The organism is Alteraurantiacibacter lauratis, assembly GCF_037154155.1.
Classification (GTDB): Bacteria; Pseudomonadota; Alphaproteobacteria; order Sphingomonadales; family Sphingomonadaceae; genus Alteraurantiacibacter; species Alteraurantiacibacter lauratis.
Genome location: NZ_JBANRN010000001.1, coordinates 289466 through 300647 on the forward strand (window position 1 = coordinate 289466; position 11182 = coordinate 300647).

Consider the following 11182-nt stretch of genomic DNA (forward strand, 5'->3'; position numbering starts at 1 on the left):
TTATGAGTTTACGCATCGCCGTTCAGATGGACCCGCTGGAAAGCATCAACATTGCGGGCGATTCCAGTTTTGCCCTAATGCTGGGCGCACAGGCGCGCGGGCATGAGGTGTGGCATTATGATGTGGCCAGCCTTACCTATGATTGTGGGCGGCTGACCGCATGGGCCGCGCCGGTGTCCGTGCAGCGCGTGGTGGGCGATCATTTCCGCGCGGGCGAGCGGCGGCGGATCGATCTGGCGCGCGATATCGACATCATTCTGATGCGGCAGGACCCGCCGTTTCATTTGGGCTATATCAGCGCGGCTTTGCTGCTCGACCGGCTCAAAGGCACCACGCTGGTTTCGAACGACCCGCGCGAGGTGATCAACGCGCCCGAAAAGATGTTCGTGCTCGATTATGCGCGGTTCATGCCGCCCACGCTGGTGACGCGCAATCTGGACGATGTGCGCGACTTTCATGCCCGTCACGGCGCGGTGGTGGTGAAACCGCTGCACGGGAATGGCGGCAAGGCGATCTTCAAGGTGGATGCCGAAGGCACCAACCTGTCCGCGCTGTTCGAGGTATTTAACCAGACCTGGCCAGAGGCGCATATGGTGCAACCGTTCATCCCCGAAGTCGCATTAGGCGACAAGCGGATCGTGCTGGTCGATGGCGAATTTGCGGGCGCCATCAACCGCCGACCGGGCGAAGGGGAATTCCGCAGCAATCTGGCGCAGGGCGGCTATGCCGAAGCCAGCACGCTGACCGCGCAAGAGGAGGAAATCTGCGCCGCGATGGGCCCGGAACTGAAACGCAGGGGGCTCGTTTTTGTAGGCATAGATGTGATTGGCGGCAAATGGCTTACCGAAATCAATGTGACCAGCCCCACCGGAATTGTGGCCATCGACAAGTTCAACGGCACAGATACGCCCGCGCGGATCTGGGACGCTTTGGAGCGGCGCCACGCCGAGATGTTAACCTAAACTTACCTTGAGGTTAATGGGAAAAACCTGATTTTGCCTCTCCTCAGATAAACAGGTTTTTGATGGATCAACTGATCATCGATGCCATCGACAAGGGGGGCTATCTTGGCATCTTCCTGTTGATGATGCTGGAAAATGTTGTGCCCCCGGTGCCGTCCGAGGTCATCATGGGCGTGGGCGGGGTGCTGGTGTCGCGTGGGGCGATGGATTTCTGGCCGTTGTTGCTGATCGGCACGCTGGGCACCACGGCGGGCAATTATTTCTGGTATTGGCTGGGCGACCGTTGGGGCTTTGCGCAGCTCGAACCCTTTGTGGATCGCTGGGGCCGCTGGTTGACCGTGGACTGGATGCACATCGTCGCCGCGCAGCTCTTCTTCGTGAAGCACGGTCACTGGGTGGTCTTCTTCCTGCGATTTTCCCCCTTTCTGCGAACGATCATCTCGCTGCCCGCTGGCCTGTCGCATATGCCCAAGGCAAAGTTCCTCGCCTTTACCTTCGCCGGGTCGCTGATCTGGAATGCGCTGCTGATCAAGGGCGGGGAGTGGTTGGGGCGTTACCTGCAGGAATCGCAGGATATTCTTGCCTGGATCATCATCGCGCTCGTCGTGCTGGCGGTGATCGGCTATGTCTGGCGGGTGCTGACATGGCACGGCCGCGATCCCGACAGGAAGCGGGACGACTAGGCCTCAATCCTGTTCGCCTGCCTGTTCTCTGGGGTGCGCGTTACGGTAGGTATCAAGCAGAGTCGCCGCATCCACGCGTGTGTAAATCTGCGTCGAACCCAGGCTGGCATGGCCCAGCAATTCCTGAAGGCTCCTCAAATCCGCCCCTGCACCCAGGAGATGCGTGGCAAAGGAATGACGCAGCGCGTGCGGTGTGGCGCTGGCGGGCAGGCCCAGCACGGTGCGCGCCTGCGCCATCGCCTTTTGCACCATTCCGGGCGAAAGCGGGCCTCCCTTTGCGCCGCGAAACAGCGGGGTTTGCCCCGAAAGCGGCCAGGGGCATTGCCGCGCGTAATCGCCCACCGCCTCGCGCACCAGCGGGATCAGCGGCACCACGCGTTGCTTGCCGCCCTTGCCGGTGATGGCGATCCGTTCACCCAGCGGCAGATCGGCGGCGGTGAGCGACAGCGCCTCGGCAATGCGCATCCCCGCGCCATACATCAGCAGCAGCACCGCCCGGTCGCGCGCGCCGATCCAGCCTTCGGCGGCGTTGGCTTCCACCATGGCCGCCACATTTATTGCATCGTCGGGTGTGACCGGGCGGGGCAGGCCCTTCTTGACGCGTGGGCCGCGCAGGCGGGGCGGGGCGGCATCAGCAATGCCCGCTTGGCTGCGCGCAAAGGTGAGGAAGGCTTTCAGCGCCGACAATTCGCGTGCGGCAGAGACATTGCCGATTCCCTCGGCCCGGCGGCGCGCCATGTGCAGGCGCAATGCGGGGGCGTCGATCCTTGCCACATCGCCCCAATTTTCGGCAGCTTCACTCGCCAAAAGGCGCGCAGCGGCGGCCAGATAGGCGCGCACGGTGTGCGGCGATCGGCGGCGGCCTTGCGTCAATTCGGCCTGCCAGGTCTCCAGCAGGTCGGACGCGCTCATGCCGCCACCAGCCCATCGGCCACCAGACGCGGCAGAATCGCGTCGAGCAGCGGCATTCCTGCGGGCGTGACGCCAAGGCGTGCAGGTGTCTGCCAGACGAGTCCCAGACGCTCCAATTCCGCCATGGCAGCCCGGTTTATGAGGTTATCGTGTGGCAGGGCGAAGCGGGCGGCAAGCGCGGCAAGATTGATCCCTTCGGTTAGCCGCAGCCCCATCAGCAGCGCCTCGGCGGCCTGTTCGGGCAGTGGGATCGCGCTTTCGATCTGGCAGCCCGAACCGCGCTCCTCCACCGCCGCCAGCCAGTTTTCGGGCTTTTTGTGCCGCTGCGTAGCCACGCCGCCCCGCCGCCCATGCGCGCCGGGGCCAATGCCGAGATAATCCTGATAGCGCCAGTAGGTGAGGTTGTGCCGGCTCTCCTGCCCTCGCGCGGCATGGTTGCTCACCTCGTAAGCGGGCAGGCCGGCGGCTGCCGTCATGTCCTGCGTCAGCTTGAAAAGATCAGCCGCCGCATCATCATCGAGCGGTACGAAATCTCCGCGCCGCACCATGGTTTCAAACCGTGTGCCCGGCTCAATCGTTAATTGATACAGCGACAGATGCGTGGTGCCCAAAGCCAGCGCGCGCGACAGGTCGGCCTGCCATTCTTCGGGCGTCTGCCCCGGCAAGGCGTAGATGAGATCGAATGAGACGCGCGCAAAATGCTTCTGCGCCACGTCAAGCGCGGTCAGTCCCTCTCGCGCATCATGGAGGCGACCCAGGAAGCGCAGCGTCGCGTCATGCTGCGATTGCAAGCCGAGCGAGGCGCGGTTGACCCCGGCGCTGGCGAGCGCGGCGTAATTTGCGGCTTCGACCGAGGAAGGATTGCCCTCCAGCGTGATCTCGATCGCGTCAGCAAAGCCCCACAGTCGCTCCGCCTCTTCCAGCAATGCCGCGACGAGGGGAGGGGGCATCAGCGAAGGGGTGCCCCCGCCGAAAAAGATCGATTCGAGCGGTTCGACCTCTGCAAGTTCGGCCTCGGCTCGCATATCGGCAATCAGTGCAGCCTGCCAGCGCGCCACGTCCACCGACGCGCGGACATGGCTGTTGAAATCGCAATAGGGGCATTTTTGCAGGCAAAAGGGCCAATGGATGTAAAGCGCGCGCGCCATAGGGGCGACCTTACGCGCCAAACTGGTCTTTCACCAGCTTGGCAAAGGCATCGGCGCGGTGGCTGATGCCGTGTTTTTCATCCGGCTCCATCTCGGCAAAGGTGCGCGTGTCGCCGTTCAGAACGAAAACCGGATCGTAACCGAAGCCGAGTTTGCCGCGCGGCGGCCAGACGAGTGTGCCGTCCACCCGGCCTTCGTAAACCGCGCTTTCGCCATCGGGCCAGGCAATGGCGAGCACGCAGGAAAACCACGCGTCGCGCGCGGCATCGGGGCCGAGAGCTTGCAGCATACCTTCCACCTTGCCCATCGCCATGTACCAGTCGCGGCCCGGCTCCCCCTCGAACCATTGCCGCTCCGCCCAATCGGCGGTGTAAACGCCGGGCCTGCCGCCCAGCGCCGCCACCGAAAGGCCGCTGTCATCGGCCAGCGCAGGCAGGCCCGATGCCTCCGCCGCGGCCCGCGCCTTGATGAGGGCATTCTCGACAAAGGTTGTGCCCGTTTCGGCAGGTTCGGGTAGGCCGAGCGAGCCGGCAGACAGGCATTCGAGGCCATAGGGCGCGAGCAGCGCACCGATTTCCTTCAGCTTGCCCGCATTATGCGTGGCAATCACCAGTCTGCCCCCGCCCAGCCTTGCCATTACTTCGTCGCCTTGTCCTGCGCGGCAAAGATGCGGTCGGTGCCGATCCGAGCCAGACGCAGCAGGCGCAGCAGGCCCTCCTCGTCGTAAGTCGCGCCTTCGGCGGTGGCCTGCACTTCGGCAATCTGCCCGCCTTCGATCAGCACGAAATTGGCATCGGCATCGGCGGCGGAATCCTCAATGTAATCAAGGTCCAGCACCGGCGTTCCCTGATAGATGCCACAGGAAATCGCGGCGATCTTGGCGGTCAGCGGATCGTCCTTGATCGCGCCTGCCTCCATCAGCTTGTTCACCGCCAGACGCAGCGCCACCCATGCGCCCGAAATGCTGGCTGTGCGTGTGCCGCCATCGGCTTGCAGCACGTCGCAATCGAGCGTGATCTGCCGTTCGCCCAGCTTTTCCAGATCGGTGACAGCGCGCAAGGAACGGCCGATAAGACGCTGAATTTCCTGCGTCCGCCCGCTCTGCTTGCCCTTTGCCGCCTCGCGGCTGCCACGGGTGTGGGTGGCGCGGGGCAGCATCGAATATTCGCCCGTCACCCAGCCCGAACCCTTGCCGCGCAGGAACGACGGCACACGCTCTTCCACGCTGGCGGTGCACAGCACGCGGGTGTCGCCAAAACTTATCAGGCAACTGCCTTCGGCGTGCTTGGTGAAGCCGGTTTCGATGGTGATAGCGCGCATTTCGTCTGCGGCGCGGCCGGAAGGGCGCATCAAGTATTCTCCTGGGAAACGCGATATTGCGTGAGACGCCCTAGCGACTAGATATGGCTCTGTCATGGCTTCTCCGCCCATCACCGAACTGACCGCCCGTGCCCGCGAGATTTTCCGCCTTGTGGTGGAGGATTATCTGGCGAGCGGGCAGCCCGTCGGGTCAAAGGCACTCGCCCAGCGCGGCGCCATCGGCTTGTCTCCCGCCTCGATCCGATCGGTGCTCAACGATCTGGAGCAAATGGGTCTGCTGGCCGCACCGCATACCAGCGCAGGCCGAATGCCTACGGAAAGCGGCCTCAGGCTGTTCGTCGATGGCATGATGCAGGTGGCCCAGCCGACCGCGCAGGAACGCGCGGTGATCGAGGCGCAGTTGGCATCACCCAATGCCCATTTGGGCCCGATCGAACAGGCGCTGGAAATGACCAGTGCGATCCTGTCCGATCTGTCGGGCGCGGCGGGCATGGTGATGGTGCCCCGGCGCGAATTGCGCGTGGCGCAGCTCAACATCGTGCCGTTGGAAACAGGTCGCGCGCTGGTGGTGCTGGTGGGAGAGGACGGCCATGTCGAGAATCGCCTGCTCGATCTTGCACCCGGCATTGGGCAGGCGGCGTTGCAGCAGGCCAGCAATTACATGAATGCGCGGCTCGCCGGGCGCACCTTGCGCGAAGCAGTGGCAGCGGTGCAGGAAGAAATCCGTTCCGGATCTACAGCCCTCGACGAGGTAAGCCGCGATCTGGTGGAGCGCGGGCTGGTGACCTGGAGCGAGGATGCCGCCCGCCGCCGCGTGTTGATCGTGCGCGGGCAGGCCAATCTGTTGGACGAAACCGCGCTTTCCGATATCGAGCGGGTGCGCAGCCTGATCGACGATCTTGAAAACAAGCAGACGATTGCCGATTTGCTGGACAGCGCGCGCGAGGCGGAATCGACCCGCATCTTCATCGGCGCGGAAAACCGCCTGTTTGCGCTTTCGGGTTCGGCGGTTATTGCCGCGCCTTATCGCGACCGCGAGGGAAGGGTGGTTGGCGTGCTGGGCGTGATCGGGCCGACGCGCCTGAATTACGCACGCGTCGTTCCCATGGTGGATTTCACGGCCCGTTCGCTGGAGCGGACATTGGGCAAGAGAATTGGTTGAGACATGAGCAATAACGAAAACACGATGGACAATGGGCAGGACGGAACCGGCGACGAAGTGGCGCGGGAACTGGACGGTGTGCCCGAAACCTTTCTCGATTCGGGCGACGACGAGGCGGACGATGATGCCTCGGCACGGATCGCTGCGATGGAAGCCGAGCTGGAGGATTTGAAACAGCAGGTTCTCTATGCGCGCGCCGAAACGCAGAATGTGCGCCGCCGTCTGGAAAAGGATATTGCCGATGCGCGCGCTTATGCTGCCACCAGCTTTGCCCGCGATATCCTGTCGGTTTCAGACAATCTCGCTCGTGCGCTGGATGCCATTCCGGCCGATCTGCGCGGGGATGAGAAGCTGGCGGGGATCATCGCCGGGATCGAGGCGACCCAGCGCGAACTGGACAAGGTGTTCGGCCAGCACGGCATCAGCCGCATTGCCGCGATGGGCTTGCCGCTCGACCCCAATCAGCATCAGGCGATGATCGAAGTGCCCCATGCCGAGGCCGAGCCGGGCACGGTGGTAAGCGAAATGCAGAGCGGATACATGATCAAGGATCGCCTGCTCCGCCCGGCGCTGGTGGCGGTGGCAAAGAAGCCCGAATGAGGTGAAAGGCCGCCTGCGCATGACGGCAAGCGGCCTGCCTCCGCATTACTGGCTGCTGACTTCCGAAATGGCGAGCATTGCCGACGCGTTTCCGCCGCCATAGGAACCGACCCAGATTTCGTAACGGCCGCTCTGCGGGCTGTTGAATCGGACCGAAGGATTGGTGCCTTCGCCGCTATCATCGTCGCAGTACCAGCGGCCATCGGGCGCATTGATCACCAGCGTGGTATCGGCATTCGAATTGACCGAAATGATCAGCGGCAGGCTGCCTGCCGTATAGCTGAGCCGCACATCGGGCGCATTGCTGATCGATCCGGCGCATCCGCTGCCGACATCCGAGGCCGACAGCGATCCGCCCGAAGTGACCGAAACCGTGCGCGGATCGGGTGTGAAGCCGGCCGAAAGGGTGATCGTGCCGAAATTCGGCGTGGCCGAAACATCCTGCGCGGCGGTGGGGACGGCAATCGAGGCAAGGGCCGGCAATGCAACGGCTGCAACAAGGGAACGCATTCAGACTGACCTTTCAAGAAGTTGCGGACAATTACCCCTGTCCTGCGCCGGGGATCGCGTGGCACCGCGTTGCGGGCGGTGGGTTACTGGCTCGACAGCTCCGAAATGGCGACTTCGGCCTGCACATTCTCGCCGCTGCTATATGATCCCACCCAGATGGCATAGCGGCCCGATTGCGGGGAATTGAACCGGACCATGGCGTTCAGGCCCGATTCGCCGCCATCATCGTCGCAATACCAGCGTCCGTCGGGCGCATGGACAACCAGCGTGGTGTCGCCGCTCGACCGGGTTGAAATGATGAGGGGAAGCGATCCGCTGGTGTAATGCAGCCGCACATCGGGCGCATTGGCGATATATCCGGCGCAACGCGACGAGACAGACGCGTTGGCCGAGATGCTTCCGCCAGATGTCACCGCAAAGAACTGCGGATCGGGTGTGAAGCCGGCGGCAAGCTCGACCTTGTGATAGAGCGGAACGGCGGATGTATCCTGCGCCGCAACCGGCGTTGCGACACCCGCGATCAACGCAAAAGCGGCCACCGAAGCTGACCGAAATCCTGCCTTGCCCATCATTTCCCCCGACATTCCCCGACCGGCTGCACACGATCTGCCTTGCTTGGCGCACTCTGGCAACAGCTTCCTGCATCGAGGGCACGGCTGCACATCAGGTGATGCGCTGCCCCGCCGCTCCGATCGGCTTGAACGGAAGGATGGAGAGATATTGCGCCAAGGGCGGCGCGCCCGCAATCACTGCACCCTGTCCAAGCATGAAGGCGTGCTGCACGATCATCGCCTGTTGTTCGATGCCGTATTGCTCCAGCTTCCATCCGGGCTTCAGGCTGTAATCATAGCGGCACCACGGGTGTCGGTTGAGAATCAGGAACCATTCGCCGCGCGTCTGCACTTGCCAGACATGCACCATTTCGTGGATGAAAAGAGCTTTGCGTCCCAGCGAAGCAAGCGCGAAATCGTCGCAATAGCTGCCGCTTTCGGGATGGAAGTGCAAATGGCCGCGCGGAGCCATGGCAACCTTGCGTGGCTGCAAGGGGAACCATTTGCGCCGCCGGATCGTGACGCGCGCATAATCGATCGCATCGCCAAACACCGTGCGGGCGAGGGCGATTTCGCTGGGAGCAAGGCCACGCTCTCCCCCCGCCGGGCAAGGGGAGAGTTCGTCCGAAGCAATCAGTTTGCCGCCCCCGTATCGCCCGGTGCCAGCAAGCGGGCCGGGAAGGAAATCTTGTCTCCGCGCGCGAAGGACAGCGTCACTTCCACCTCTCCGCCCGGTTCCAGGCCTTCGGGAAGGCCGAAGACCATGACATGCTTGCCACCCGGCTCGAACACGACGGTTTCCCCCGCCGGCACCGTTACCGAGAGCAATTCCTGCATATCTACCTGGCCGCTCCATTCGCTGGTTTCGTGGAACATTGCGTTTTCGGCGCCTTGGACACTGACCGCGCGAAGCATCTGGTCCTCGCCCGATGTGTTCGTGATGGTGAAATAGACCGCCGAGGGATTGCCCGCCGCAGCCGGCAGGTTCATGCGCCCTTCGGTAACCGAGATGCCTTCCGGCGCGTCAGGCGCGGCTTCCACGGGCGTTTCGCTCTCGCTGCTGCAAGCGGTCAGCCCCATAGCCAGCGCAATGCCGCCAAGCGATGCGATAATTGCCTTCTTCATCCCCAAGTTCCTCCCTGTTGAAAAATCCCTGTTCATACAAATCCCTGTCTATGTGCTTGCAGACGCTCTGCCAAGGCCTTGCACGCGTAGCAAAGGGCATCCCTTGTCGGCCACGAAAGCGCTCCTATATCGCCTGCGAACAATGTGTTCTTTGTGAGCTGCCAAGCGGCCCTGCCATGGGATGGGGGGCCAAAGGTGCAGCGTCTGATATGAAGGAAGAGTGGGGAACCCATGAGCAAAGTTATCGGTATCGACCTTGGCACCACCAATTCGTGCGTTGCCGTGATGGATGGCGGCAAGCCCAAGGTCATCGAAAATTCCGAAGGTGCGCGCACCACGCCGTCGATCGTCGCCTTCACCAAGGACGGCGAGCGCCTGATCGGCCAGCCCGCCAAGCGGCAGGCGGTGACAAACGCGGATAATACGATCTTCGCTGTGAAGCGCCTGATCGGCCGCCGCTTCGATGACCCGGTGACCAAGAAGGACACCGAACTGGTTCCCTATTCCATCGTGAAGGGCAAGAACGGCGACGCTTGGGTGAGGGCGGGCGGCGAAGATTATTCGCCCAGCCAGATTTCCGCCTTCATCCTGCAGAAGATGAAGGAAACCGCCGAAAGCTATCTGGGTGAAAAGGTCACACAGGCCGTCATCACCGTGCCCGCCTATTTCAACGACGCTCAGCGTCAGGCCACCAAGGACGCGGGCCAGATTGCCGGCCTCGAAGTGCTGCGCATCATCAACGAGCCGACGGCGGCCGCGCTTGCTTATGGTCTTGACAAGGACGACGGCAAGACCATCGCGGTCTACGACCTTGGCGGCGGTACGTTCGACGTGTCCATCCTCGAAATCGGTGATGGCGTGTTCGAGGTGAAGTCGACCAATGGCGACACCTTCCTTGGCGGTGAAGATTTCGACACTGCGGTGGTCGAATATCTGGCCGATACCTTCAAGAAGAAGGAAGGCATGGACCTGCGGACTGACAAGCTGGCTCTCCAGCGGCTGAAGGAAGCCGCGGAAAAGGCCAAGATCGAACTGTCCTCCGCGCAGACGACCGAGGTCAACCTGCCCTTCATCACCGCGCGCATGGAAGGCGGCAGCACCACCCCGCTGCACCTCGTTGAAACGATCACCCGATCCGACCTAGAGCGGCTGGTCGCGCCGCTGATCGAGCGCACCAAGGAACCGATGAAGAAGGCGCTGGCCGATGCGGGCCTGACTGCCAAGGACATCGACGAAGTCGTGCTGGTCGGCGGGATGACGCGTATGCCCAAGGTGCGTGAAGCGGTGAAGGAATTCTTCGGCAAGGAACCGCACACCGGCGTGAACCCCGATGAAGTCGTTGCCATGGGCGCGGCCATTCAGGCGGGCGTGTTGCAGGGCGATGTGAAGGATGTGCTGCTGCTCGACGTGACCCCGCTGTCGCTGGGTATCGAGACGCTGGGCGGTGTGTTCACCCGCATGATCGACCGCAACACCACGATCCCGACCAAGAAGAGCCAGGTCTATTCCACCGCTGACGACAACCAGCAGGCGGTGACGATCCGGGTGTTCCAGGGCGAACGGGAAATGGCCGCAGACAACAAGCTGCTCGGCCAGTTCGACCTTGTCGGTATTCCCCCCGCACCCCGCGGCGTGCCGCAGATCGAAGTCACCTTCGACATTGACGCGAACGGCATCGTCAACGTGTCGGCCAAGGACAAGGGCACCGGCAAGGAACAGCAGATTCGCATCCAGGCATCGGGCGGCCTGTCGGATTCCGACATCGAACAGATGGTGAAGGATGCCGAAAGGTTCGCCGAGGAAGACAAGAAGCGCCGCGCCGCCGCCGAGGCCCGCAACCAGGCGGATTCGATGGTGCACACCACCGAAAAGCAGCTGGCAGAGAACGGTGACAAGGTCGACGCCGAAACCAAGGCTGCGGTCGAGGCGGCGATTGCCGATGTGAAGGCGGCGCTGGAAGGTGACGATATCGACGCCATCACGGCCAAGGCGCAGGCGCTGACCGAGGTGGCGATGAAAATGGGCCAGCAGATCTATGAAAAGGATCAGGCTGCCGCCCAGTCTGGCGCTGCGCCGTCGGGCGAAACCAAGGCCGATGACGATGTTGTCGATGCCGAGTTTTCGGAAGTCGACGAAGACAACAAGGCCTGATCGCCTGATGACAAACCTGCCCGCCACCGGCACCGGCCTCGATCCGGTACCGGTGGCG

Annotated in this window: 13 protein-coding genes; 5 read left to right on the forward strand and 8 right to left on the reverse strand. The window is 62.8% G+C overall.

Going from position 1 to position 11182, the window contains the following annotated elements; genetic code table 11:
- Nucleotides 1-2: 2 nt before the first annotated feature.
- Together gshB and WFP39_RS01350 are read left to right on the forward strand one after the other, a co-directional pair.
- Nucleotides 3-962 (forward strand): glutathione synthase, encoded by a 960-nt coding sequence (gshB, locus tag WFP39_RS01345; RefSeq protein ID WP_336917320.1) that lies wholly within the window; start codon nucleotides 3-5, stop codon nucleotides 960-962.
- A 62-nt stretch (nucleotides 963-1024) separates the two neighbouring features.
- Nucleotides 1025-1645, forward strand: a complete 621-nt coding sequence (locus WFP39_RS01350) for a DedA family protein (protein ID WP_336917322.1) — start codon at nucleotides 1025-1027, stop codon at nucleotides 1643-1645.
- Between the two features lie 3 nt (nucleotides 1646-1648).
- Here WFP39_RS01350 and WFP39_RS01355 read toward each other — a convergent pair whose 3' ends face one another.
- Genes WFP39_RS01355 through rph form a run of 4 tightly spaced genes read right to left on the reverse strand, consistent with a single transcriptional unit; the run spans nucleotide 1649 to nucleotide 5055 of the window.
- Complete coding sequence (locus WFP39_RS01355) at nucleotides 1649-2557, reverse strand: tyrosine recombinase XerC (protein WP_336917324.1); 909 nt, start codon at nucleotides 2555-2557, stop codon at nucleotides 1649-1651.
- On the reverse strand, nucleotides 2554-3705 hold the full coding sequence (gene hemW, locus WFP39_RS01360) for a radical SAM family heme chaperone HemW (RefSeq protein ID WP_336917325.1): 1152 nt from the start codon (nucleotides 3703-3705) through the stop codon (nucleotides 2554-2556). The genes WFP39_RS01355 and hemW overlap by 4 nt, the downstream gene beginning before the upstream one ends.
- Before the next feature lie 10 nt (nucleotides 3706-3715).
- Nucleotides 3716-4342, reverse strand: coding sequence for an RdgB/HAM1 family non-canonical purine NTP pyrophosphatase (gene rdgB, locus WFP39_RS01365; protein WP_336917326.1), 627 nt, complete (start codon nucleotides 4340-4342; stop codon nucleotides 3716-3718).
- Nucleotides 4342-5055 (reverse strand): ribonuclease PH, encoded by a 714-nt coding sequence (rph, locus tag WFP39_RS01370; protein ID WP_336917327.1) that lies wholly within the window; start codon nucleotides 5053-5055, stop codon nucleotides 4342-4344. Before rph ends, rdgB begins: the two co-directional genes overlap by 1 nt.
- A 64-nt stretch (nucleotides 5056-5119) precedes the next feature.
- On the opposite strand from rph, the gene hrcA reads away from it, so the two are divergent.
- Together hrcA and grpE are read left to right on the forward strand one after the other, a co-directional pair.
- Complete coding sequence (hrcA, locus tag WFP39_RS01375) at nucleotides 5120-6187, forward strand: heat-inducible transcriptional repressor HrcA (RefSeq protein ID WP_336917328.1); 1068 nt, start codon at nucleotides 5120-5122, stop codon at nucleotides 6185-6187.
- Between the two features lie 3 nt (nucleotides 6188-6190).
- Nucleotides 6191-6787 carry a nucleotide exchange factor GrpE gene (gene grpE, locus WFP39_RS01380; protein WP_336917329.1) on the forward strand — a complete coding sequence of 199 codons (597 nt, stop codon included), beginning with the start codon at nucleotides 6191-6193 and terminating at the stop codon, nucleotides 6785-6787.
- Nucleotides 6788-6832: 45 nt separating this feature from the next.
- On the opposite strand, the gene WFP39_RS01385 is transcribed toward grpE, so the two are convergent.
- From WFP39_RS01385 to WFP39_RS01400, 4 genes are all read right to left on the reverse strand, one after another.
- A complete protein-coding gene (locus tag WFP39_RS01385; protein ID WP_336917330.1) occupies nucleotides 6833-7297 on the reverse strand; it encodes a hypothetical protein in 465 nt (154 codons plus the stop codon).
- An 83-nt stretch (nucleotides 7298-7380) separates the two neighbouring features.
- Nucleotides 7381-7869: a hypothetical protein gene (locus WFP39_RS01390; protein ID WP_336917331.1), complete on the reverse strand. Its 489-nt coding sequence runs from the start codon at nucleotides 7867-7869 to the stop codon at nucleotides 7381-7383.
- Nucleotides 7870-7960: 91 nt separating this feature from the next.
- Nucleotides 7961-8401 carry a vgr related protein gene (locus WFP39_RS01395; protein ID WP_336917332.1) on the reverse strand — a complete coding sequence of 147 codons (441 nt, stop codon included), beginning with the start codon at nucleotides 8399-8401 and terminating at the stop codon, nucleotides 7961-7963.
- An 80-nt stretch (nucleotides 8402-8481) separates the two neighbouring features.
- Nucleotides 8482-8973: a copper chaperone PCu(A)C gene (locus WFP39_RS01400; protein WP_336917333.1), complete on the reverse strand. Its 492-nt coding sequence runs from the start codon at nucleotides 8971-8973 to the stop codon at nucleotides 8482-8484.
- 231 nt (nucleotides 8974-9204) lie between these two features.
- Here WFP39_RS01400 and dnaK point away from each other — a divergent pair, with 231 nt between their 5' ends.
- On the forward strand, nucleotides 9205-11124 hold the full coding sequence (gene dnaK, locus WFP39_RS01405; RefSeq protein ID WP_336917334.1) for a molecular chaperone DnaK: 1920 nt from the start codon (nucleotides 9205-9207) through the stop codon (nucleotides 11122-11124).
- Nucleotides 11125-11182: the final 58 nt, after the last annotated feature.

Excerpts from the sequence above, each read along its gene's own strand:
- gshB (WP_336917320.1), top strand. The coding sequence starts at position 3 with ATGAGTTTACGCATCGCCGTTCAGATGGACCCGCTGGAAAGCATCAAC.
- WFP39_RS01350 (WP_336917322.1), top strand. The coding sequence starts at position 1,025 with ATGGATCAACTGATCATCGATGCCATCGACAAGGGGGGCTATCTTGGC.
- WFP39_RS01355 (WP_336917324.1), bottom strand. The coding sequence starts at position 2,557 with ATGAGCGCGTCCGACCTGCTGGAGACCTGGCAGGCCGAATTGACGCAA.
- hemW (WP_336917325.1), bottom strand. The coding sequence starts at position 3,705 with ATGGCGCGCGCGCTTTACATCCATTGGCCCTTTTGCCTGCAAAAATGC.
- rdgB (WP_336917326.1), bottom strand. The coding sequence starts at position 4,342 with ATGGCAAGGCTGGGCGGGGGCAGACTGGTGATTGCCACGCATAATGCG.
- rph (WP_336917327.1), bottom strand. The coding sequence starts at position 5,055 with ATGCGCCCTTCCGGCCGCGCCGCAGACGAAATGCGCGCTATCACCATC.
- hrcA (WP_336917328.1), top strand. The coding sequence starts at position 5,120 with ATGGCTTCTCCGCCCATCACCGAACTGACCGCCCGTGCCCGCGAGATT.
- grpE (WP_336917329.1), top strand. The coding sequence starts at position 6,191 with ATGAGCAATAACGAAAACACGATGGACAATGGGCAGGACGGAACCGGC.
- WFP39_RS01385 (WP_336917330.1), bottom strand. The coding sequence starts at position 7,297 with ATGCGTTCCCTTGTTGCAGCCGTTGCATTGCCGGCCCTTGCCTCGATT.
- WFP39_RS01390 (WP_336917331.1), bottom strand. The coding sequence starts at position 7,869 with ATGATGGGCAAGGCAGGATTTCGGTCAGCTTCGGTGGCCGCTTTTGCG.
- WFP39_RS01400 (WP_336917333.1), bottom strand. The coding sequence starts at position 8,973 with ATGAAGAAGGCAATTATCGCATCGCTTGGCGGCATTGCGCTGGCTATG.
- dnaK (WP_336917334.1), top strand. The coding sequence starts at position 9,205 with ATGAGCAAAGTTATCGGTATCGACCTTGGCACCACCAATTCGTGCGTT.